Here is a 21,722-nt window from a genome sequence, read left to right as displayed (position 1 = left end):
TCGGCCGAAGGCGGCACGCCCCGGCAACCTTTCCGGGCCCGGCGACCACTGATGCATCGCAAGCACGTGTTCTCCTGAACCAGCTAAGGACTCATCCGTGGCCTCCCGTTCCCACCGGCGCCCCCTTCGCAGGCGGCGTTCGGCGCTCGTCCCCGCGGTAGCCCTGGCGGCCGTCGCACTCCTCGTGTCCCTGGTGGTGGCACTCCGCCCCGGCGGTGAGCCGGACACGGTGCGAGCCGCGGCGGCGCCCTCCACGACCCCACGGGCGAGCGTCACGCTCGCGGCACCGAAGGCGAAGGCCACGCCGAAGCCGAAGCCGAAGAAGCCGTCCACGAAGACCCCGGCCCCGGCGCGCACCACGACCCCCGCGCCCGTTCGGCCCTCGCCCGCCGGCAGCCCGCGGTCATCCCCCCGTGCGGTGTCCGACTCGGCCCCGTTGGCGGGGCGGATCAAGCCCCAGGTCTCCTACAAGGGAGTGGCCACGCACTACGACGCCGCGGACGGCGACGGCGCCTGCCTGTACGGCCCGAGCCCCGACCTCATGGTCGCCGCGATGAACACCACCGACTACGAGACGTCCAAGGCGTGCGGCGCGCACATACTCGTCCGCACGGCGGGCGGCGCCTCCGTCACGGTCCGGGTCACCAACGAATGCCCCCTGCCCTGCGCGCCCGGGCAGCTCGACCTCAGCAAGGAGGCCTTCGCCAAGCTCGCCGACCTGTCCTCCGGCCGCATCTCGATCACATGGAGCCTGCTGAGCCCGAGCACGTCGGACACCGTCTCGATCCGCTACAAGACCGGCTCGAGCCGCCACTGGTGCGGCATCCAGGCGCTCGGTCACCGCAACCCGCTGGCCCGGCTGGAGGTGAGCACCGGGAACGGCTGGAGCCGTCTGACCCGAACCGAGTACAACTACTTCCTCTCCCCCGACGGCAACGGCTGCGGCGGTCCCCTCCGGCTCACCGACATCTACGGCGAACAACTCACCGTCGACGGCATCGCGGTGCGCCCGGACGCCGTACAGCCGACCCGCGTCCAGTTCGCCCGGCACTGAGCGTCCTCAGGGAGCTTCACCGGCGCGTCCGGCTCGGCGGAACAGCGCCTCCGCGTCGGCGACCGCGCGGACGAGGGCGTCCGGCCCGGCCGTCAGGTTCCCGACGAGGGCGTCCGCCTCGCCCAGTCCGGCCCGGGCCACGAGTCCCTTCTCGTTGGTGACCCACTCTCCGCGCGCCGCCAGCACCGCGTGCGCCGTCTGTGTGGCGGCGAGGGCGATCGCGCCTGCGACCTGGGTGACCGCGCCCTTCGGGGCGTGACCCGCCTTCGCGTACGCGAGGGTGGCCGCGGCCATGCCGTGCCAGTGCGGCGGGGCGGTCTCGCGCAGGGCCGGTGGATAGGCGGCCGGGCGCGGCAGTTCGCCCCGGAGCACCTTGTTGATCGCCAGTTCGGCGGCGAGCAGGTACGTCGGGATGCCCGCCAGGTGGAACATCAGGGGCTCGACGCGGAAGCGGCCCTGTTCCGCTTCCGCCAGCTCGTGTTCGACGACGTCGAGATCGCGGTAGTGGACGTCCACGCGCCGGCCGTCGATGGTCAGCCAGGCGCCTCCGTTGAAGACGCCGCCGCCCCATGCGCCGAGCTCGCAGACCTCGCCCTCCCAGCCGAGCGCCCGGAGGCCGGCCGGGTCGAACCCGCCGCGGTAGTACACGGCCAGGTCCCAGTCGCTGTCGGGGCGTTCGGTGCCCTGGGCCCGGGAGCCTCCCAAGGTGACGCCCTGGACGGTGGGGAGGCCGGCGAGGCGGTCGGCGGTGGTGTCGAGGAACGTCTGGTCCGACAGGGTGGGCACGGCGGGCTCCTCGGCGGTGGGGGTCCAGGGAAGCGTAGGAGGCCGCCCCGTCGGCGTGAAACGAAATACGGGTGTGTTCGGGTTCAGGACCCCGCAATGATCGGTGGGTTGTCCTGTCACCGCCCCAGATCGGAGATCCCGTGATCCAGCGCGTCACCGTCCCGAGCCTGTTCCCGCCTCCCACCTACTCCCACGCGTCCGTCGTGGAGGCCGGCACGAAACTGGCCTTCCTCGCCGGGGCCGTACCGCTGGACGCCGGCGGTGAGCTCGTCGGTCCCGGGGATCCGGTGCGGCAGGCCGAGCAGGTGATCGCCAACCTGAAGGAGCAACTGGCGTCCGTGGGGAGCGATCTGGCCCACGTCGTGGCGACCGACGTCTATGTCGTGGGCAGTGAGCCGGCCGTGCTGTCCGCCGTCTGGAGCGTCGTCGAGGCGTCCGGGCTCAGTACGGGCCCGCACTCGTCGACCCTGATCGGCGTGGCGTGTCTCGGATACACGGGGCAGCTGGTGGAGATTACGGCGACAGCCGTCGTGCCCGACGGGGGTCCTGCCTGAGGAGAACACCATGTTGATCGAGCACCGTGGGCGGCGTCCCGTCGTTCCCGAGTCCGCGTACGTCGCCCCGACGGCCGTCCTGTGCGGAGCCGTCGTCCTCGGGGAGCGCACCCGTGTGCTGCACGGGGCGGTGCTCACCGCCGAGGACGGGGAGGTGCGGGTGGGCCCGGACGTCGTCGTCATGGAGAACGCGCTGGTGCGGGGGCGGGCCGCGCATCCCACCGTCATCGGTGACGCCGTGCTCGTCGGGCCGCACGCCCATGTCAACGGGGCGACCCTGGAGGACGAGGTGTTCGTGGCGACCGGCGCCTGCGTCTTCCCGGGGGCTGTCGCGGGCGCCGGCTCGGAGCTGCGGATCCACAGCGTGCTGCACGTCAACTCCGTGCTGCCGCCCGGCACCGTCCTGCCCATCGGCTGGATCGCGGCGGGAGCGCCCCGGGCGCGGCTCTTCGCGCCCGGTGAGCACGATGAACTGTGGCAGATCCAGGAGGCGCTGGACTTCCCCGGCACGGTGTACAGCGTCCCGCGCGGCACCGCGATGCGCGAGGTGATGGCCCGGCAGGTGGCGTTCTACGGGGCCCACCGGGACGACGTCACGCTCGACGGCCCTTCATGAGCTGCTGCCGTGCGGGCTCCCCCACACCCGCCGCTTGGGCAACGACCCCGCGTAACCTCCCACCCGGCTCGTCGTGAGCCCCAGCCCCACCAGCGACTCCGCCAGCTTGACCGCCGCGGCCACCCCGTCGACGACGGGCAGGCCCAGCTTCTCCCCCACAACGCGCTGCAACCCCGTCATGCCGGCGCAGCCCAGCACCAGTACCTCGGCCCCGGCCGCGCACGCCCGTTCGGCGGCGGCCAGGAACGCCGTCTCGGTGCGCTCCTCGTCGCCGAGGTCGAGCACGTTCAGGCCCGTGCCGACGATCGCGGCGCAGTTCCGGGCCACGCCCGCCGTCTCCAGGCTGTCCTCGATCTGGCCGCACGACCGCTGCAGCGTGGTGACGACGCCGTAGCGGCGGCCGAGCAGGCAGGCCAGGTGGGCCGCGGCCTCGGTGATGTCGACGACCGGTACGTCGACCAGTTCCCGGACGCCCTCACGCCCGTGCTCCCCGAATCCGGCCATGACCACGGCGTCGTACGGCGGTCCGTCGTACGTGCGCAGTGTGTCCAGGACGGCCGCGGCGGACAGGTAGCTGTCGAGCCAGCCCTCCGCGGACTCGGGCCCCCAGGCGGGGGTCAGTCCGGTCACGGTGGTGCCCGGGCCTGCGGCGGCCCGGGCACCTCGTACGATCTCCTCGGTCATCTCCTGCGTGGTGTTGCAGTTGGTGACGACGATCCGCACGTCTCTCAGACCTCCGCGGTCGCACGCTCGGGGCGGCACAGGAGCGCGTACAGTCCGGCGGCGATCGCCGTGCCGATGAACCAGGAGTACGGCGCCACGTCGCTGAAGGTCTTCACCAGAGCGAGCACCGCGGCGACACCGGCCGCCGGCAGGAACGCCCACAGCGCCTTCGGGTTGACGCCCTTGCGGTAGTGGTAGCGGGAGCCAGGGGTGGCGTCGAACAGTTCGTCGACGTTCACACGGCCGCGCTTGACCCAGTAGTAGTCGACCATGATCACGCCGAACAGCGGGCCGAGGAACGCGCCCAGTCCGCCGAGGAAGTAGTTCACGACGGTCGGGTTGGAGAAGAGGTTCCAGGGGGTGACGAGCAGGGCCGCGACGGTGCTGATCATGCCGCCGACCTTGAAGGTGATCTTCTGAGGCCAGACGTTGGCGAGGTCGTACGCCGGTGAGACGAAGTTGGCGACGATGTTGACGCCCATGGTGGCGATGGCGAAGGTCAGTGCGCCCAGTACCAGCACCCAGGTGTTGCCGATCTCGGCGACGAGGTAGGCGGGGTCGGTGATCTCCTTGCCGAAGACCTCGAAGGCGCCCGCGGTGACGATGACCGACACGATCACGAAGGCCGTGGAGTTGACGGGCAGGCCCCAGAAGTTGCCGCGCTTGACGGACCTGTAGTCGGGGGCGAAGCGGGAGAAGTCGCAGAAGTTGAGCATCAGGGTGCCGTACGTGGCGAGGACCAGGCCGATCGCGCCGAACCACTGGCGCCACTGCTCACCGACGGAGACGGGGTGCGGGGTGGAGGTGAGGGAGATCGTCCAGCCGGCCTTGGCGAGGATCCACACGGCCAGCGCGATCATCACGAGCCAGATCGCCGGGCCGCAGAAATCCTGGAACTTGCGGACCGACTCCATGCCCCGGCTGATGATCGCCGCCTGGACCAGCCACAGCGCGATGAACGACACCCAGCCGAGCGCGTCCAGCCCGAGGAAGGAGTTGTGCGTCCACGACTCCAGGCCCGGCCAGGCCGCCAGCAGCATCACATTGACGGCGACGGAGGCGAGGTAGGTCTGGATGCCGTACCACATGATGGCGATCACGGCTCTGATCAGCGCCGGGATGTTGGCGCCCCAGACGCCGAAGGCGATCCTGCTGACGACCGGGAAGGGCACGCCGTGGCGCTGTCCGATCTTCCCCATCCAGTTCATGCCGATGTAGATGAGCACGAAGCCGACCAGCAGGGACGTGAAGATCTGCCAGACGTTCATGCCGAGGAAGAGCAGTCCGGCGGCGAAGGTGTAGTTGCCGAGGTTGTGGACGTCGGACATCCACATGGCGAAGAGGTCGAACACCTTCCAGTTGCGCTTCGTCGTGGGCGCGAGGTCTTCGTTGGTGAGCCGGGGGTCGGGGACGAAGGCTGGTGTGCCGGTGGTCGCGGCACGGTCGGCGAGGGACACGGGGCCTCCATGAGCAAGGGGACGTCGGAGGGATGCTCGGAGAAGGACTGGAGTGGAGATCGTTCTTGAGAAATGTTTGGTATACCAAACTGCGCTCATGGTTCGCCGTCAACAGTTCTCACCGATATCGCTCCTGTTAACGCTCCGTAAAAGACACCTCGCCTCGGCGAAGATGGGCTGTATGACGAAGATCGAACCCCTGGGAGCCGTGCGCGAACGCGTCACGTCCGAGCTGCGGCAGCAGATCATCGCGGGCAGCCTGCTTCCCGGCGACCGGCTGGTCGAACGCGAGCTGGCGGAGCGTTTCGGCGTCTCGCGCGTTCCGGTCCGGGAGGCGATCCGGGCGCTCGTCGCCGAGGGCTTCGTCCATTTCGAGACGCCCCGCCGCACGGTGGTACGCCGTCTCACCCCGACCAACGTCAAGGAACTGTTCGAACTTCGCGAGGCCTTGGAGGTCTACGCCGCCGGACTCGCCGCGTCCCGCGCGACCCCTGACGATCTGGCCGAGGTCGAGGAACTCATCGACCGCGCGGCCGCGGCCACCGAGGCCGGGGACGCCGAGCTGATCACGGACCTCAACAGCCGCCTGCACGACCGCATCATGGCGATGGCCGGCAACAGTCTGCTGACCGAGGCCCTGGAACCGGTCGCCGGCCGGCTGCGCTGGATGACCCGGCGCAACGAGGAGTGGCCCCAGCTCCTCGTGGAGCACCGGGAGCTGTACGAGGCGATCGCCTCGGGCGATCCCGAGCGGGCCCGCGCGCACGCGCTCCGGCACGTACGGACCAACTACCGCTCCACGGTGCGGCACCTCTTCGGGCAGGAGGCTCCTTAGATTCTCCTCAGTCGGTGCACGGCAGTCCGGCCACCCGCGCGGCCGTCCGCAGGACATCGCGGAGCATCTCGGGGGTGAGCCGGCCGGTGAAGGTGTTGCGCTGACTGACGTGGAAGCAGCCGAACAGCTCCAGTCCGTCCAGCGGGACGCGTGCCCCGTGGCTGAAGGCGGGGCGTGGCCGGGGCACGGACCAGCCCGCCTCGGTGAACGCGGGCAGCGCGGCCTGCCAGCCGAAGGCGCCCAGCACGACGACGGCCCGCAGCGTCGGACGCAGCAGCCGCAGCTCCTGGACGAGCCAGGGGCGGCAGGTGTCCCTTTCCCGCGGGGTGGGCTTGTTGGCGGGCGGGGCGCAGTGCACGGGCGACGTGACGCGCACGCCGTACAGCTCGAGGCCGTCATGGGCGTGCACGGCGGTGGGCTGCGACGCGAGGCCGACGTCGTACAGCGCCTCGTACAGGACGTCCCCGGAGCGGTCGCCGGTGAACATCCGGCCGGTGCGGTTGCCGCCGTGGGCGGCGGGGGCGAGCCCCACGATCAGCAGCCGCGCGTCCGCCGGCCCGAAGCCGGGCACCGGCCGGCCCCAGTACGTCCAGTCCGCGTAGGCGGCTCGCTTGGCACGCGCCACCTCCTCACGCCAGGAGACGAGTCGCGGACAGGCCCGGCAGTCCGCGATGCGCTGGTCCAGGAGGGGCAGAGCGCTGGCGTCCATGGCTCCACCGTAGGCGGAGGTGGGGACCCCGCCTGTCACCGGGATGGATGAGGCTCAGGACGTGCCGACGCGTGATCCCGAGGTGAGGGTCGTCCCCGGCGCGGACCGTGCCTCGACGCGGCGCAGCCAGAGCAGAGCGCCGGACAGCAGCACCGCACCGGCCAGCAGCCACGGCAGCGGGCCCGGCCGCAACGCCCCGACGACCATGCCGGTGACCGCGCCGACCAGTTGCAGGGCGAGGGACTTGACCGACAGGGCGGTGGCGCGGCGGGCGCCGGTGACGCGACGGTGCAGCAGGTCGTTCTGGTTCGGGGACGCGGCGCCGAGCCCGAGGTAGACCAGTCCGAAGCCGACGACCGCGAGGGTCGTGGCCATCGGATGTACGGAGGTCGCGGTGACCCCGAGCAGCAGCAGGCCGATGGCCCCGGCGCCGAGGCTGACCAACACGGCTCGCTCGCCGCTGCCCGCGATCCGGGCGATGAGCGGCGCGAGGTGGCTTCCGGCACCGTTGCAGACGAAGCCCGCGCAGGCGAGCGCGGCGTACACCATCGCTCCGGAGCCGGGCGCATTCATTTTGTGGAGTTGGGAGGGGGCGCTTCCCTGCCCGGACGGGCGAGGTGGAGGGCTAAGGTCGGGGACATGGCTTCTGAAGGTACGGAGTACGGCGGGACGGGCGACGCGAAGACCCTGGACCCGAAGGTCGCCGCGGCGATCGCCGCCGCCGAGGCCGCCGGGCCGCAGAGCGGCCAGACCGTCCGTGTCGACAGCTGGATCTGGTCCGTGCGCCTGGTCAAGACCCGTTCCATGGGTGCCACGGCCTGCCGGGGCGGACACGTGCGTGTCAACGGCGAGCGTGTGAAGCCCGCCCACGCCGTGCGCGTCGGCGACGAGGTGCGCGTGCGGCACGAGGGCCGGGAGCGGATCGTGGTCGTCACCCGGCTGATCCGCAAGCGCGTCGGCGCCCCTGTGGCCGTCCAGTGCTACGTCGACAACTCCCCGCCGCCCCCGCCTCGCGAGGCCGTCGCCCCCGCGGGAATCCGGGACCGGGGCGCGGGCCGCCCGACCAAGCGGGACCGCCGCGAGATGGAACGCCTGCGGGGGCTGGCCGGTCCCGGCGGCGGCCCCGGCCCTGGCATCGGCGGTGACCTCGGCAGCGGCTCGGGCCGGCCGAGGCCGTAGCCAGCCGTCCGTTGGGCGCGGCGGGGCTTCCACGCCCTGTGCTGTCCTGCCCGCCGGCGCTGCTGCGACGCGGGCACGACCGTGGACGCAGCAGTCTCAGGAGGTCCGCGTTGTGCCGCCGCCGCGCCCACGCGATGAGGGCGAGCGGCACGATGACGCAGGCCGTGGACTGTTGCAGGGCCTCGATACGCCGTCGTACTTCGGCGCTCCCGTCCCAGTAGGCCACGGCCTTGTCCACGTCGGCGAGTTCCTCCGCCAGGGTGGGCGGTTCGTCCGGCAGCACCCGCCAGTGGTACAGCAAGGGAAACCCCGGTCACGCAGGTCGGCGTCGCTGAGCAGCGCCAGGGATGTGGCAGCCGTGTCGTAGCGGATCAGACGCCCGGGCTCCACCGCCCGGTACGGCTCCTCACGCACCCCGGCCGCCTAGGCCTTCGGCACCGCCCTCACCCATATCCGGTCGTCCGTCAGATACTTGTCCACCCTCAGCCCTGCCTCCTCCAGCGCCTCCTCGAACTGTTCCCTGGTCAGCGGGCGGGCGCGGAACGTCTGAGTCCAGACCGCGTCCGGGAACTCGTACTCCGCTCGCACCGAGTTGACTCCGTCACCGACGGGCTCCGACGACACGATCCGTACGGTGAAGCCGCTGGGATCGACCCGCTCGCGCGGTACGTTCGCGTGGTAGTCCTCGCCCTCCCGCTGGATCAGCACGCTGCCGCCCTCCGCGACATGGCGCGCACAGGTGCGCAGCAGCGCCCGCCGGACCTCGGCGTCCCCGGCGTGCACGAGGAACGACGCGAGCAGCACCACGTCGAACTTCTCGCCCAGGTCCAGTTCCTCGATCGGGCTGCGTATCGTCCGCGCCCCGCGCACGCGCTCCAGCATCTCGGCGGACTCGTCCACCGCCGTGACCGTGAAGCCGCGCTCCAGCAGCGCGTGCGTCATGCGTCCGACGCCGCTGCCCAGCTCTAGGATGTGCGCGCCCTTGGGCACCGCGGCGGCGATGATGTCCGGTTCGTCCCCGACGGGGAGCCGCGAGTAGAGCTCCACCGCGCAGCCGTCCGGTGTGATGGCCCCCGGCCCCGTCCCCTCGTACCCCTCGCGCATTCTCAGCTCCATGCCCGTCCAACGGGCCTCCTCCGTACGCCAGTTCCTCCCTCGTCCTGCTTCACCCGTCCGAGTGAACGGCGAGCCGCAGGGCCCGGCTTCCCCTGTTGGTCAGCGGCCGTGCCGGAGAGTACCGTGCAATCAGGAGCGGAGATCACGATGCGTACAGGCAGTGAACCGAGGACTGCGCGCAGTGCCCTGCGGGCACGGCTCTGGCTGAGCGTGTGGGGCCTGGCCTGGGCGCTCTTCGGGACGGTCGCGTTCGCGGTCGTCGGGCGGGCCGGCTGGGCCATCGCCTGCGGCGTGCTGCTGGTCGTCGTCACGATCGACCTCGCCGTCGTCCTCAGGCGCATCCGCCAGGGCCCGCACTTCCAGCCCGGCCCCGGCATCCCGCCCTACCGGCCGCCGGTCGACCGCCCCTAGGGCCTGATCCGAACGACAGGCCCTGGAGCGGACTGCCGGAGCGGACGGGCCGCCGAAGCCGCAGCGACGGGCTCATGAGCCGAAGCGTGCCGCCTTCAGGAATTCCGGGTTCGGGTCCAGTGCGGCGGCCAGACGGAAATGCCGCTGGGCTCGCTCGGGGCGGCTCTGCCGCTCGTACGTGCGGGCCAGCGCGAAGTGGGCGAACGCGTTGTCCGGCTCCCGCTCGAGGACGAGGGAGAACTCGAGTTCGGCCGACCTCAGCTGCGCCGCCGCGAAGAAGGCCCGCGCGCGCAGCAACCGCGCGGCGGTGTTCTCGGGATGCGCGGCGATGACCTCGTCGAGCAGCTTCACCGCGCCCCGCGGGTCGCGCGCCGCGAGCAGTTGCTCGGCAGCACGGAAGTCAATGACGTCCGTCTCCGGGGTACGTCCGTTCCAACCGCTGGTCTCGGGCACGGCAGAATCCTTCCCTCATAGGACGGAATCAACGCTCTCGCCTGGGGCCGCTATTCCTGAGGGGACCGCCGGGACACCTGTGACCTGCGCTGCAGCTCGGCCCAGACGTCCTTCACACGGCGCTCCAGGTGCTCCAGCGGCACGTCGTTGTCGATGACGACGTCCGCGATCTCCCGGCGCTGTTCCCGTGTCGCCTGGGCGGCCATCCTCGCGCGGGCGTCCTCCTCGGTCATGCCGCGCAGCCGTACGAGCCGGTCGAGCTGGGTCTCGGGGCTCGCGTCCACGACGATCACGACGTCGTACAGCGGTGCCAGGCCGTTCTCCGTGAGGAGCGGGACGTCGTGGACGACGACCGCGTCCTCGGCGGCGGCCTCTTCGAGCTCGCGGGAGCGGGCGCCCACCAGGGGGTGCACGATCGCGTTGAGGGTGGCGAGTTTCGCCGCGTCGGCGAAGACGATGGAGCCGAGCTTCGGCCGGTCCAGGCTGCCGTCGGCGGCGAGCACCTCCTCGCCGAAGGCCTCCACGACCGCGGCGAGCCCCGGCGTTCCGGGTGCGACGACCTCCCGTGCGATGCGGTCCGCGTCGATCAGCACGGCACCGCACTCCACGAGCAGCCGTGACACCTCACTCTTGCCGGCGCCGATACCGCCGGTCAGGCCCACCTTCAGCATGAGCCGCAGCCTAGACGCTCCGCTGGGGAGGCGGTTCGGGGTGGTGCGGGTCGTCTTCGGGTGCGAGTCGTCTCGGGCTGGTCGCGCAGTTCCCCGCGCCCCTTTCGGGGCGCGTCGCCCGGGTCAGTTGTCGCCTTCCCGCTCCGCCAGGAACTTCTCGAACTCCTTGCCGATCTCGTCCGCCGACGGGATGTCCGCCGGCTCGGCGAGCATGTTGCCGCGGGTTTCGGCGCCCGCGACCGCGTCGTACTGGTGCTCGAGGCCCTCGATGAGCGCCGTGAGGTCCTCGTCGCCCTCGCGGATCTGCCGGTCGATCTCCGTCTGGGTGCGGTGGGCGTCCGAGCGCAGGGCGTGCGCGATCCCGGGCAGGACCAGGCCGGTCGCCGCCGTGATGGCCTCCAGGACCGTGAGGGCCGCGTCCGGGTAGGGGGAGCGGGCGATGTAGTGCGGGACGTGGGCGGCCACACCCAGGACGTCGTGCCCCGCCTGGAGCAGGCGGTACTCGATGAGGGACTCGGCGCTGCCGGGCACCTGGGCCTCCTCGAACGGGCTGCGGTGGCCCGGGACGAGGTCGGTGCGGTTGCCGTGCGGGGTGAGGCCGACGGGCCGGGTGTGCGGGACGCCCATGGGGATGCCGTGGAAGTTGACCGACAGGCGGACGCCGAGCCGCTCGACGATCTGTGTCACGGCCGCGGCGAAACGCTCCCACTCCACGTCCGGCTCGGGACCGGACAGCAGCAGGAACGGCGCTCCGGTGGCGTCCTGCACCAGCCGCACCTCGATGGCGGGGTCCTCGTAGTCGCTCCAGCGGTCGCGCTTGAACGTCAGCAGCGGGCGGCGGGCCCGGTAGTCCACGAGCCGGTCGTGGTCGAAGCGGGCGACGACCTGGTGGGGCAGCGAGTCGAGCACCCGGTCGACGACCTGGTCGCCCGTCTCCCCCGCGTCGATGTATCCGTCGAAGTGGTAGAGCATGACAAGACCGGCCGACTCCTGGGCCAGCGCCATGTCGACCACGGCGAGCCCCTTCGGCTCCCATGCGTACAAACCCTGCGGATCAAGCACAGTGACCGCTCCTCCTCGTGTCCGTACAGCACAACGCCCTTACGGGTACGGGCATTCCCCCGAGGGAGAGATACATGATCTCCGGACAGCGCCGAGGGGCCGCACCTCGTAAGGTACGGCCCCTCGGTCAGGAGCTACTGCTCAGCGGGCGTCAGCTCTGGCCGCCGGCCAGCTTCTCGCGAAGCGCGGCCAGCGCCTCGTCCGAGGCCAGCGCGCCGGAGTTGTCCGGGCCCTCGGAGGAGTACGAACCGCCACCGGACGCGGCCGGAGCCGCACCGGCGGAGCCGGCACCCTCGGCCTCGGCCTGGGCGTCGGCCTCGCGGGACTTGATGACCTGCGCCTGGTGCTGCTCGAAGCGCTGCTGCGCCTCGGCGTACTGGCGCTCCCACTCCTCGCGCTGCTTCTCGTAACCCTCGAGCCAGTCGTTGGTCTCGGGGTCGAAGCCCTCGGGGTAGATGTAGTTGCCCTGGTCGTCGTAGGACGCGGCCATGCCGTACAGGGTCGGGTCGAACTCGACCGCCGACGGGTCGGCACCGAAGGACTCGTTGGCCTGCTTCAGCGAGAGGCTGATGCGACGGCGCTCGAGGTCGATGTCGATGACCTTGACGAAGATCTCGTCGTTGACCTGGACGACCTGCTCCGGGATCTCCACGTGGCGCTCGGCCAGCTCGGAGATGTGGACCAGACCCTCGATGCCCTCGTCCACGCGGACGAACGCACCGAACGGAACCAGCTTCGTGACCTTGCCGGGCACGACCTGGCCGATCTGGTGGGTGCGGGCGAACTGCTGCCACGGGTCTTCCTGGGTCGCCTTCAGCGACAGGGAGACACGCTCGCGGTCCATGTCGACGTCGAGGACCTCGACGGTGACCTCCTGGCCGACCTCGACGACCTCGGACGGGTGGTCGATGTGCTTCCAGGACAGCTCGGAGACGTGGACCAGACCGTCGACGCCACCCAGGTCCACGAAGGCACCGAAGTTGACGATCGAGGAGACGACGCCGGAACGGACCTGACCCTTCTGGAGGGTCGTGAGGAACGTCTGGCGGACCTCGGACTGGGTCTGCTCCAGCCAGGCACGGCGGGACAGGACCACGTTGTTGCGGTTCTTGTCCAGCTCGATGATCTTCGCCTCGAGCTCCTTGCCCACGTAGGGCTGGAGGTCGCGGACGCGGCGCATCTCGACCAGGGAGGCCGGGAGGAAGCCACGGAGGCCGATGTCGAGGATGAGACCACCCTTGACGACCTCGATGACGGTACCGGTGACGATCCCGTCCTCTTCCTTGATCTTCTCGATGGTGCCCCAGGCACGCTCGTACTGGGCGCGCTTCTTCGAGAGGATCAGGCGGCCTTCCTTGTCCTCCTTCTGGAGAACAAGGGCCTCGATCTCGTCACCGACGGCGACGACCTCGTTCGGGTCGACGTCGTGCTTGATCGAGAGCTCGCGGCTCGGGATCACACCTTCGGTCTTGTAACCGATGTCGAGCAGGACCTCGTCCCGGTCGACCTTCACGATGACGCCGTCGACGATGTCGCCGTCGTTGAAGTACTTGATCGTCTCGTCGATCGCGGCGAGGAAGGCTTCCTCGTTACCGATGTCGTTGACCGCTACCTGCGGGGTGGTGGCGGTGGTCTCGGTGCTGCTCGTCATGTGGGAAAGGGCTCCGGTACGGACATTGAAGTCGTAGGTACTGCTACGCCGGGAGCCCGTTTCGCTCTGCAGAAGCCGGACAGCCAAGGAAGCGCCACACGGAAATGGTGGCGCCTCGACAACCGAGGGGACATACATACAGATGCGAGCGCAGCCTGCTACGTCTGAGGTGCGCAGGCCCGCAGCGCAACTTGTAGCATACGGGGGCAGCCGGGCAGGGTCAATGCGCGAAGCCGCCCACGCGGGGCGGAACGCCGCATACCCGGCACAAGTCGTGTCGTTCGAGGCCACGCGGGGCGTGCGGCGCCCCCTTCGCGCCCCCTTCGGGACCGGCTGAACGGAAGAGTACGACCAGGGAGCCGATCATCCAAGAGCACGAAGCGTCCGAACCCGAGGCCACCCGGCGTGCCGCCGGGGTCACGGAGAGCTCCCGTGCCAACCGTGGCTGGTGGGACCGCAACGCGGACGAGTACCAGATCGAGCACGGCACCTTCCTCGGCGACGACCGCTTCGTCTGGGGCCCCGAGGGCCTGGACGAGGTGGAGGCCGAGCTGCTCGGCCCACCGGAGGAACTGAAGGGCAAGGACGTCCTGGAGCTCGGCGCCGGCGCCGCCCAGTGCTCGCGCTGGCTGGCCGTCCAGGGGGCGCGTCCGGTCGCCCTGGACATCTCGCACCGGCAGCTGCAGCACGCGCTGCGCATCGGCGGATCGTTCCCCCTGGTGTGCGCCGACGCCGGTGCGCTGCCCTTCGCCGACGGCTCGTTCGACCTGGCCTGCTCGGCTTACGGGGCGCTGCCCTTCGTGGCCGATCCCCGGCTGGTCCTGCGAGAGGTGCGCCGGGTGCTGCGGCCCGGCGGCCGGCTCGTCTTCTCCGTGACCCACCCGATCCGCTGGGCCTTCCCGGACGAGCCGGGGCCGGAGGGGCTGACGGTGGCGTCGTCGTATTTCGACCGCACGCCCTACGTCGAGCAGGACGAGCAGGGCCGCGCGGTCTACGTGGAGCACCACCGCACGCTCGGCGATCGCGTACGGGACGTCGTGGCGTCGGGCCTCCGGCTGGTCGACCTGGTGGAGCCGGAGTGGCCGGCCTGGAACACGTCCGAGTGGGGCGGCTGGTCGCCGCTGCGCGGGAATCTGATCCCGGGGACGGCGATCTTCGTGTGCGTACGAGACTGAGTGCGTGATCCGTTACGACGCCCTGGACGCTCTGCCCGTACGCGGTGCCCTGCCCGGTCTGACCGACGCGCTGGACACGCACGGCACCGCGGTGCTCGTCGCGCCGCCCGGCACCGGCAAGACCACCTTGGTGCCCCTGGCGCTGGCGGGGCTGATCGGGGACGGGCCCCGGCGGCGGGTGGTCGTGGCCGAGCCGCGCCGGATCGCGGCCCGGGCGGCGGCACGGCGGATGGCGTGGCTGCTGGGCGAGAAGGCCGGCGAGAGCGTCGGGTACACCGTGCGCGGGGAACGGGTCGTCGCGCGGCACACGCGTGTGGAGGTCGTGACGACCGGTGTGCTGCTCCAGCGGCTGCAGCGCGACCAGGAGCTGGCCGGCGTGGACGTGGTGGTGCTCGACGAGTGCCATGAGCGGCATCTGGACGCGGACACGGTGGCGGCGTTCCTGTGGGACGTCCGGGAGACCCTGCGGCCGGAGCTGCGGCTGGTGGCCGCGTCGGCGACGACCGACGCGCAGGGGTGGGCGCGGCTGCTGGGCGGTGCGCCGGTGGTGGAGGCGCGGGGTGCCTCGCATCCGGTGGAGGTCGTGTGGGCGCCGCCGGTGCGTCCGGTACGGCCGCCGCACGGGATGCGGGTCGATCCGGTGCTGCTGTCGCATGTGGCGTCGGTGGTGCGGCGGGCGCTGGCCGAGCGGGACGGGGACGTGCTGTGTTTCCTGCCGGGCGTCGGGGAGATCGCCCGGGTCGCGGGGCAGCTCGGGGGGCTCGGTGATGTGGACGTGCTGCAGGTGCACGGGCGGGCGCCGGCCGCCGTGCAGGACGCGGTGCTGATGCCCGGGGAGCGGCGGCGGGTGGTGCTGGCCACGTCCGTCGCGGAGTCGTCGCTCACGGTGCCGGGGGTGCGGGTCGTCGTGGACTCGGGTCTCGCGCGTGAGCCGCGGGTCGACCACGCGCGCGGGCTGAGTGCGCTGACGACGGTGCGGGCGTCGCAGGCGGCCGGGCGGCAGCGGGCGGGGCGGGCCGGGCGGGAGGCGCCGGGAGCGGTGTACCGGTGCTGGGCGGAGGCCGAGGACGCGCGTCTGCCGCGTTTTCCGTCGCCGGAGATCAAGGTGGCCGATCTGACGGCGTTCGCGTTGCAGGTGGCGTGCTGGGGAGATCCGGAGGCGTCGGGGCTGGCGCTGCTGGATGCGCCGCCGGGTGGGGCCATGGCGGCGGCACGGGGTGTTCTGGCGGCGGTGGGGGCGGTCGACTCCGCCGGGCGGGCCACGGAGCGCGGAGTGCTGCTGGGCCGGACAGGGGTGCATCCCCGGTTGGGGCGGGCGTTGGTGGATGCGGTGCCGTTCGTGGGGGCTGAGGTGGCGGCGGAGGTCGTCGCACTGTTGAGCGAGGAGGCGCCCCGGGAATACGGCGATGATCTGGCTGGTGCGTTGCGGCGTGCCCGGCGCGGGGGTGACGCCTACGCCTCGCGGTGGCGGAGTGAGGTGCGGCGACTGCGGTCCGTGGGTGCGGAGTTTTCCCGCCCACCCGCCTGTGAGTGGCCTTCAGAGGCTGAGACCGACAGGTGGGGGAACCTCTCGGAGGATCAGCGAGCCGGGCTGGTCGCCGCTCTCGCCTTCCCCGAGCGCGTCGCCAGGGCAGACGGCGGGTCGTACCTCATGGTGTCCGGGACGCGCGCCGAGGCCGGTGCGGGCGGTGGGCTGCGGGGGGCGGACTGGATCGCCGTCGCGGTGGCCGACCGGCCCGTCGGGAAGGGCCACGCGCGCGTGCAGCTCGGGGCCGTCGTCGACGAGGACGCGGCCCGGCTCGCCGCGGGGGCGCTGCTGGAGGAGCGGGCCGAGGTGCGCTGGGACGGTGGGGACGTCGTGGCGCGTCGGGTGGAGCGGCTGGGCGCCGTGGAGCTGGCGGTGCGGTCGCTGACGGACCCGGATCCCGGGCTCGTGCGCGACGCGCTGCTGGAGGGGCTGCGCCGGGAGGGGTGGGGGCTGCTGCGATGGCCGGCGGAGGCCGGTGTCCTGCGGCAGCGGCTCGCGTTCCTGCGGCTGCACCTCGGGGAGCCCTGGCCCGATGTGTCCGACGACGCGCTGCACGCGCGCGTGGAGGAGTGGCTGGAGCCCGAGCTGAGCCGGGCACGGCGGCGGGCGGATCTGGCGCGGATCGATGCCGGGGAGGCGCTCGCGCGGCTGCTGCCCTGGGCGTCCGGGGAGGCCGGGCGGCTCGACGAGCTCGCCCCGGAGCGGATCACCGTGCCGAGCGGGTCGAGGATCCGGATCGACTACGCACGGCCCGAGCAGCCGGTGCTCGCGGTGAAGTTGCAGGAGATGTTCGGGCTCCAGGAGTCGCCCCGGGTCGCCGGTGTGCCGCTGCTCGTCCATCTGCTCTCGCCGGCCGGGCGGCCGGCCGCCGTCACGGCCGACCTCGCCTCCTTCTGGAGGGACGGCTACCAGGGCGTACGGGCTGAGCTGCGCGGGCGGTATCCGAAGCACCCGTGGCCCGAGGACCCGGCCGGTGCCGAGCCGACCCGGCACACCAACGCGCGGCTCAGGCGCTGACCGGCGACGGCTCCTCGGTGGAGGCGGGAGCCGGGCCGGAGGGGCGGCGGCTTCGGGCCTCCAGGTACAGGGCGAGGGCCAGCAGGAGCACGCCGAGGGTGAGGGAGCCCCAGGGCAGCCAGGACGTCATCAGCAGGATGAGCAGGCGCTGGGACTTCACCAGGTCGACGGTGTGCGTGATGTAGTCCTCGCGCATCTTCACGTGCCCGGCGAACGCGGTCACCTTGGCGCGGTCGCCGAGGAGGGCGCCGCCGCGCAGTTCCTCCCGGTGGAGCTCCTCGCCGTAGACGGGGGCGCCGGTGAGGGGTTCGACCCAGAACTTGCGGACCGTGGTGTACCAGCGGGTCGTGCCGGTCTCGGCGACCGACTCGGGGGTGAGGCCCTCGACGGGGAGGGTCTTGGGGATCCTCACCTTGGTCCAGGGGATGGTCTGCTCGAAGTAGTAGACCTCCAGGCCTCGGAAGTTCCGGGTGCCCTTGTAGTGGATGGGGGCGGTGACGCGGGCCTGGGCGTCGAAGTACTCGTAGTTCCGCTTCTCCGTGAGGAACGGCCATTTGAACTCGATGCCCTCGCGGCGCACCGGGTCGCCGTCGACCATCTCGCCGGTGGCGTGGACGGGTTCCTGGGTGTGGGCGTCGAAGATGTAGCGCTCGGGGATCTTGGACACCATCTTGCCGTCGGGGCCGACGACGTAGGAGAGGCCGTCCCAGACGACCACGTCCCGGCCGGCCGACTCCTCGATCCGCTCCGAGGCTTCGACGTCGCCCTTGAGGGTCTGCACGATGGTGACCTTGGGGACCTTCTTCGCCCGCATCGTGCCGTAGTCGAGGAGGGTGGCGTTCTCCGCCTCCAGGACCATGTCCTGGTAGTGGTTGGCCGGGACCTTGGCCAGGCGCGGGAAGGCGTACCAGCGCAGCAGTGGGGACAGTGCCGCGAAGAACACGGCGAGGGCGAGCAGGACCAGGCCGGCCTTGCGGCGCATCTCGGTCTCCCTCCCGGGCGGGCGGTCAGGGGTGTGCGGGCACCGTCGTCAGCAGCGGCTTCGGGGACGTGCCGCCCGAGGGTGTGCCGAGGGCGGTGAGCGTCAGGACCACGGCGAAGGCGACGGCGAGACCGGTGGCGGCGGCTACGAGTGCGCGCATACGGGGCCTCCCCACGGCTTGAGCTGATACATCGTCAGCTTTCTGGCACGGTAGCAACGGGCGGCCGAGATGAGAACACGTTGCACACACAACGAACGCCCCTCCCTGATGAGGAGGGGCGTCGCCGGTGCCGCTCGGGTGCTACGCGCTCGGGCTGGCCGACGGGCTGGGCGAGGACGTCTCGGCCGCCGCCACGGTCAGTTCGACGGTGAGGGTCGCTCCGCCCGCGGTGGTGACGCGCAACAGGAACGTGCCGGTCGTGTCGTCCGCGTACAGCTTCGGCAGCCGCAGCAGGCCGTTGGCGTCCGTCTTGAGGCCCGTCAGGGTGCGTACGGTCTTGCCGTCGGCGTCCTTGAAATAGGGGCCCTTGTCGTTGGCGACGGGGTCGTCCGCCGACTTGATCAGCGTGGCGGTGGCCGCGACGCCGTCCGCGACGGCGCCCTGGTAGGTGGCCTTCACCTCGACCTGGTTCGCGAACTCGCCGCCCGGGGTGCAGGTCAGCGCGGTGTCACCGGTGCGGGCGAGCTTGTCGGCGGCTCGTTCGGTGACGGTGGCCGTGTAGTCGAGGCCCGGGAGCACACGGCCCACGACGGTGGCGCGGACGGTGACGTCGCCCGTCTTCTCCCCCGCCTGCAGGGCCGGCGCGACGGCCACACCGGAGCTGTTGGTGGCGATGGTCGCCACGCTCTCGCCGCCGGTGAAGGTGGTGTCCGTGTCGCCGACGATGCTGAAGCGGATCCTGACCTTGCCGACGGCCTTGCCGGCCTTGGTCTCGGCGCGGGTGCTGATCCGCTGGCCGAACGTGTCGCCGGCCATCGCGGTGAGCTTCGCGGTCCCGGCGTCCTCCAGGTGGTGCACCGTGTCCGTGGGGGTGGGGGGAGGCGTCGAGGGCGGGGCGCTCGGGGTGCCGCCGGGGTCGGTGGGCGGCTTCGGGGTCGTGGTGCCGCCCCCGCCGGGCTTCTCGGGCCTGGGGCTCGGCTTGGGTTTCGGGCCTTCCGGGGCCGGCCTGTTCGGCGTGCTCGGCGTGGAGGGCGTGGTCGGCGTGGAGGGCGTGGTGGGCCTGCCGCTCGCCCCGGCCCCGCCGTCGCTGCGGTTGCCGGGCAGCGTGCCGGTGCCGTCGGGGATCTCGTGCGTGCCCTTGCGGTAGTACTCCAGCCACCTCATGACGAGGTTCAGGTACTCCCGCGACTGGTTGTAGCTGAGGATCGCGCGGTCGAGGTCGGCCTGGTCGGACAGGTCCCAGTTGTTGCGGCAGAGGTAGTGGCCGGCGGCGAGCGCGGCGTCGTAGATGTTGTTGGGGTCCTTCTTGCCGTCGTCGTTGCCGTCGCGGCCCGCCCATGCCCACGTGGACGGGATGAACTGCATGGGCCCGACGGCCTGGTCATAGGCACTGTTGCCGTCGTACGCGCCGTTGTCGGTGTCCTTGATGAGCGCGAAGCCGTTGCCGTCGAGCTGCGGACCGAGGATCGGCGAGATGGTCGTGCCGTCGGCGCGGACCCGGCCGCCGCGGGCCTGGCCGGACTCCACCCGGCCGATGGCCGCGAGGAGTTGCCAGGGCAGGTTGCAGCCGGGCTTGGCGTCGCGCAGGGCGGTCTCGGCCTTCTTGTAGGCGTCGAGGACGGTGGCGGGGATGCCCGCTTCGGGCGTGCCGGGGGTGACGGGGCCGGTTCCGGCGCTCGGCGACGGGTTGGGGCTGTTGAGGGGCGGCAGGTCCGTGTAGTACGGCGAGTTGCCGGTGGCGCCGCCGCCGGAGGGACTCGCGTCGGGTGAGGGTACGGCGTCCGCGGCGGACTGTCTGCCGTGGTCGTTCACGCCCGGAGCCTGGGAGGCGGACAGGCCCGCGACCGCTACCGCGGCCACGGCGGTGGTTGCCGCCCCCTTGCGCAGCCTCCTGCCGAATTGCGCCGCCATAGAGTGAACCCCTCCCGTGGACGCCCGGGCGCCCGTCTCCGTCTGTCGCGCGCTGACGTGCTGCGTTCGTGCGTTCGTGCTGTTGTGTTGCGTTCGTGCTCTTGTCTTGCGTACGCGTTCCGCTGTTGCGTTCGCTCTGTTGTGACGATCGACCGGGCCGAGTGGTTGCCCTCCGGTCGGCAGGATTCCGCCCCCGGCACGGTGACCCTGGCGACCCTACGACAACTTCCTTTGCCCGGGCACCCGTTCGTGCCCGATTTTCACCAGTTGGTCATGTGGCCGGCGTGGCGGGCGGTCGGTGTTCGGGATCCCGCATACTGAGATCTCCGTTCCCTCATGGTCAACGACCGTCACCAGGAGCCGAGTTGCCGTTCACACTGAGCCATGCGGCAGCCGTGCTGCCCGCCGTACGCACCGACGGCGGCGGCCGGGGCCCGCTGGTGCCCGCCGTGCTCGTGGCGGGCTCCTTCGCGCCCGACATGACCTACTACGCGGCGAGTGCGGTGTCGGGGGCGATGGAGTTCGGTGACGTCACGCACTCGTTGCCGGGGGTGTTCACGGTCGACGTGCTCGTCGCCTGGGCACTGGTGGGACTGTGGCTGCTGGTGCGCGAGCCGCTGGTGGCGCTGCTGCCGCGGGCCCGGCAGGGACGGGTGGCGGCCCTGCTGCGGTGCGGGGCGGCACGCGCGCGGTTGCGGCCGTCCCTGGTGGTGCGGTGGTACGTGTCCGCGGCGCTGGGCGCGCTGACCCATGTCGTGTGGGACGCGTTCACCCATCTCGACCGGTGGGGGATGCGGTTGTTTCCGGTGCTGGGCCGGGAGGTGGCGGGCTCGCCGCTGTACTGGTATCTGCAGTACGGCGGTTCGGCGCTGGCGGCGATCGTGATCGCCGTGTTCGTGGCGCTCGGGCTGCGGCGGATGGGTGTGCGCGAGCCGGTGGGCATTCCCGTGCTGTCGGCGCGGGACCGGTGTGCGGCCGGTGCGGTGATCGGCGGTTTCGCGCTGCTGGGGGCGGTGCAGCGGGCGTCGCGGTGGTGGGCCTACTGGGGTTCGGTCGCGAAGCCGTGGGAGATCATTCCGACGGTGTGCTTCGGCGCGGGTGCGGGGCTGGTCCCGGCGCTGCTGCTGTACGCCCTCGGGGTCAGGGCATGGCGTCCGGTGCCGGTCCCGGACGGTCCTGGACCCGCCGGCGACGCGGAGCCGAGCCGCGCGGTCGTTCGCTGAGGGGGCCGGGCGTCCTCACGATGAGCACCGTGACGGTGTCCGCCGAGCGGGGCCGTGGCCGCAGGACGAGGACGAGTGCCAGGTAGCCACGGGCCCGGCCGGCCCAGGGGCGGGGGCTCCTGCCAGGGGTGTGCGGGGTGCCGTCGCGTGCGTGCGGGGCGGGAGTGCCCGTGGCGTCCGTGGGGTCCGTGACCGCGGGCAGGGCCAGTGGGCCGGTGACGGCGGTGGGACCGGCGGCGGACTCGTGACCGGTGCCGGTGGGACCGGCCGGCCGTCGTCCGAGGGCCAGGCGCCGGCGGAGGTCCGCCGTGGTGCGGCGCAGGGTCGTGGTCGGTGTGACGGGGACACGGACCGTGCTCGCGGCGGCCGCGAAGACCGGGACCGGCGGCCGTGCCACGCCTGGTGGCATGCGGCGGAGGAACGTGCGTATACCCATGCCCCGCATCTTC

General features: G+C 71.8%; 23 protein-coding genes. 9 read left to right on the top strand and 14 right to left on the bottom strand.

Annotated features, from left to right (window positions below):
* Window positions 1–97 precede the first annotated feature (97 nt).
* Window positions 98–1,054 carry an expansin EXLX1 family cellulose-binding protein gene (locus IE97_RS0128605; RefSeq protein ID WP_030246645.1) on the top strand — a complete coding sequence of 319 codons (957 nt, stop codon included), beginning with the start codon at window positions 98–100 and terminating at the stop codon, window positions 1,052–1,054.
* Window positions 1,055–1,060: 6 nt separating this feature from the next.
* On the opposite strand, the gene IE97_RS0128600 is transcribed toward IE97_RS0128605, so the two are convergent.
* Complete coding sequence (locus IE97_RS0128600; RefSeq protein WP_030898506.1) at window positions 1,061–1,840, bottom strand: nucleotidyltransferase domain-containing protein; 780 nt, start codon at window positions 1,838–1,840, stop codon at window positions 1,061–1,063.
* A gap of 140 nt (window positions 1,841–1,980) precedes the next feature.
* Here IE97_RS0128600 and IE97_RS0128595 point away from each other — a divergent pair, with 140 nt between their 5' ends.
* Both IE97_RS0128595 and IE97_RS0128590 read left to right on the top strand, forming a co-directional pair.
* The gene (locus tag IE97_RS0128595) at window positions 1,981–2,394 is read left to right on the top strand and encodes a RidA family protein (RefSeq protein WP_030246639.1); all 414 of its coding nucleotides are present in this window, start codon (window positions 1,981–1,983) and stop codon (window positions 2,392–2,394) included.
* Between the two features lie 10 nt (window positions 2,395–2,404).
* The gene (locus IE97_RS0128590) at window positions 2,405–3,010 is read left to right on the top strand and encodes a gamma carbonic anhydrase family protein (RefSeq protein ID WP_030246636.1); all 606 of its coding nucleotides are present in this window, start codon (window positions 2,405–2,407) and stop codon (window positions 3,008–3,010) included.
* Here IE97_RS0128590 and IE97_RS0128585 read toward each other — a convergent pair.
* Together IE97_RS0128585 and IE97_RS0128580 are read right to left on the bottom strand one after the other, a co-directional pair.
* Window positions 3,005–3,733 (bottom strand): aspartate/glutamate racemase family protein, encoded by a 729-nt coding sequence (locus IE97_RS0128585; RefSeq protein WP_030246629.1) that lies wholly within the window; start codon window positions 3,731–3,733, stop codon window positions 3,005–3,007. The genes IE97_RS0128590 and IE97_RS0128585 overlap by 6 nt on opposite strands.
* Before the next feature lie 5 nt (window positions 3,734–3,738).
* Window positions 3,739–5,190, bottom strand: a complete 1,452-nt coding sequence (locus IE97_RS0128580; RefSeq protein ID WP_030246627.1) for an NCS1 family nucleobase:cation symporter-1 — start codon at window positions 5,188–5,190, stop codon at window positions 3,739–3,741.
* A gap of 181 nt (window positions 5,191–5,371) precedes the next feature.
* Here IE97_RS0128580 and IE97_RS0128575 point away from each other — a divergent pair, with 181 nt between their 5' ends.
* Window positions 5,372–6,025, top strand: a complete 654-nt coding sequence (locus tag IE97_RS0128575; RefSeq protein WP_106975452.1) for a GntR family transcriptional regulator — start codon at window positions 5,372–5,374, stop codon at window positions 6,023–6,025.
* Between the two features lie 7 nt (window positions 6,026–6,032).
* Here the strand turns inward: IE97_RS0128575 and IE97_RS0128570 are convergent, their stop codons facing one another.
* Together IE97_RS0128570 and IE97_RS0128565 are read right to left on the bottom strand one after the other, a co-directional pair.
* Window positions 6,033–6,734, bottom strand: a complete 702-nt coding sequence (locus IE97_RS0128570) for a uracil-DNA glycosylase (RefSeq protein ID WP_030246623.1) — start codon at window positions 6,732–6,734, stop codon at window positions 6,033–6,035.
* 54 nt (window positions 6,735–6,788) lie between these two features.
* Window positions 6,789–7,307: a hypothetical protein gene (locus tag IE97_RS0128565; RefSeq protein ID WP_199809842.1), complete on the bottom strand. Its 519-nt coding sequence runs from the start codon at window positions 7,305–7,307 to the stop codon at window positions 6,789–6,791.
* A 66-nt stretch (window positions 7,308–7,373) separates the two neighbouring features.
* Between IE97_RS0128565 and IE97_RS0128560 the strand changes: the two genes are divergently transcribed.
* The gene (locus IE97_RS0128560; RefSeq protein WP_051705163.1) at window positions 7,374–7,913 is read left to right on the top strand and encodes an RNA-binding S4 domain-containing protein; all 540 of its coding nucleotides are present in this window, start codon (window positions 7,374–7,376) and stop codon (window positions 7,911–7,913) included.
* A gap of 423 nt (window positions 7,914–8,336) precedes the next feature.
* Here IE97_RS0128560 and IE97_RS0128555 read toward each other — a convergent pair whose 3' ends face one another.
* The gene (locus tag IE97_RS0128555) at window positions 8,337–9,017 is read right to left on the bottom strand and encodes a class I SAM-dependent methyltransferase (RefSeq protein WP_030246617.1); all 681 of its coding nucleotides are present in this window, start codon (window positions 9,015–9,017) and stop codon (window positions 8,337–8,339) included.
* 159 nt (window positions 9,018–9,176) lie between these two features.
* Between IE97_RS0128555 and IE97_RS0128550 the strand changes: the two genes are divergently transcribed.
* Window positions 9,177–9,440 carry a DUF6343 family protein gene (locus tag IE97_RS0128550; protein WP_030246614.1) on the top strand — a complete coding sequence of 88 codons (264 nt, stop codon included), beginning with the start codon at window positions 9,177–9,179 and terminating at the stop codon, window positions 9,438–9,440.
* Between the two features lie 72 nt (window positions 9,441–9,512).
* Here IE97_RS0128550 and IE97_RS0128545 read toward each other — a convergent pair whose 3' ends face one another.
* The 4 genes from IE97_RS0128545 to rpsA all read right to left on the bottom strand — a co-directional run bounded on the left by IE97_RS0128545 (window position 9,513) and on the right by rpsA (window position 13,277).
* Window positions 9,513–9,893, bottom strand: a complete 381-nt coding sequence (locus IE97_RS0128545; RefSeq protein WP_030246609.1) for a tetratricopeptide repeat protein — start codon at window positions 9,891–9,893, stop codon at window positions 9,513–9,515.
* Window positions 9,894–9,943: 50 nt separating this feature from the next.
* A complete protein-coding gene (coaE, locus tag IE97_RS0128540; RefSeq protein ID WP_030246606.1) occupies window positions 9,944–10,564 on the bottom strand; it encodes a dephospho-CoA kinase in 621 nt (206 codons plus the stop codon).
* 123 nt (window positions 10,565–10,687) lie between these two features.
* Window positions 10,688–11,626: a PAC2 family protein gene (locus IE97_RS0128535; protein WP_030246605.1), complete on the bottom strand. Its 939-nt coding sequence runs from the start codon at window positions 11,624–11,626 to the stop codon at window positions 10,688–10,690.
* 151 nt (window positions 11,627–11,777) lie between these two features.
* Entirely contained in the window at window positions 11,778–13,277 is a 1,500-nt protein-coding gene (gene rpsA / locus IE97_RS0128530) for a 30S ribosomal protein S1 (protein ID WP_030246602.1), read from the bottom strand.
* Window positions 13,278–13,639: 362 nt separating this feature from the next.
* Between rpsA and IE97_RS0128525 the strand changes: the two genes are divergently transcribed.
* Window positions 13,640–14,452, top strand: a complete 813-nt coding sequence (locus IE97_RS0128525; protein ID WP_106975451.1) for a class I SAM-dependent methyltransferase — start codon at window positions 13,640–13,642, stop codon at window positions 14,450–14,452.
* A 4-nt stretch (window positions 14,453–14,456) separates the two neighbouring features.
* A complete protein-coding gene (gene hrpB / locus IE97_RS0128520) occupies window positions 14,457–16,997 on the top strand; it encodes an ATP-dependent helicase HrpB (RefSeq protein ID WP_030246593.1) in 2,541 nt (846 codons plus the stop codon).
* On the opposite strand, the gene IE97_RS0128515 is transcribed toward hrpB, so the two are convergent.
* The 3 genes from IE97_RS0128515 to IE97_RS0128505 all read right to left on the bottom strand — a co-directional run bounded on the left by IE97_RS0128515 (window position 16,987) and on the right by IE97_RS0128505 (window position 20,050).
* On the bottom strand, window positions 16,987–17,979 hold the full coding sequence (locus IE97_RS0128515; RefSeq protein WP_030246591.1) for a DUF3068 domain-containing protein: 993 nt from the start codon (window positions 17,977–17,979) through the stop codon (window positions 16,987–16,989). The two genes, hrpB and IE97_RS0128515, sit on opposite strands and share 11 nt — an antisense overlap.
* Before the next feature lie 25 nt (window positions 17,980–18,004).
* Entirely contained in the window at window positions 18,005–18,139 is a 135-nt protein-coding gene (locus IE97_RS41680; RefSeq protein WP_106975450.1) for an SPW_0924 family protein, read from the bottom strand.
* 141 nt (window positions 18,140–18,280) lie between these two features.
* Window positions 18,281–20,050: a lytic transglycosylase domain-containing protein gene (locus tag IE97_RS0128505; protein WP_030246587.1), complete on the bottom strand. Its 1,770-nt coding sequence runs from the start codon at window positions 20,048–20,050 to the stop codon at window positions 18,281–18,283.
* 365 nt (window positions 20,051–20,415) lie between these two features.
* Here IE97_RS0128505 and IE97_RS0128500 point away from each other — a divergent pair, with 365 nt between their 5' ends.
* The gene (locus IE97_RS0128500) at window positions 20,416–21,273 is read left to right on the top strand and encodes a DUF4184 family protein (RefSeq protein WP_030246585.1); all 858 of its coding nucleotides are present in this window, start codon (window positions 20,416–20,418) and stop codon (window positions 21,271–21,273) included.
* Here the strand turns inward: IE97_RS0128500 and IE97_RS0128495 are convergent.
* Window positions 21,191–21,709 carry a hypothetical protein gene (locus tag IE97_RS0128495; protein ID WP_158708352.1) on the bottom strand — a complete coding sequence of 173 codons (519 nt, stop codon included), beginning with the start codon at window positions 21,707–21,709 and terminating at the stop codon, window positions 21,191–21,193. The genes IE97_RS0128500 and IE97_RS0128495 overlap by 83 nt on opposite strands.
* Window positions 21,710–21,722 lie beyond the last annotated feature (13 nt).

Origin of the sequence: Streptomyces sp. NRRL S-455, assembly GCF_000717875.1 — a bacterium.
Classification (GTDB): Bacteria; Actinomycetota; Actinomycetes; order Streptomycetales; family Streptomycetaceae; genus Streptomyces.
The sequence above is the reverse complement of the archived record's forward strand: the minus strand, read 5'-3'. Positions and strand labels throughout refer to the sequence as shown.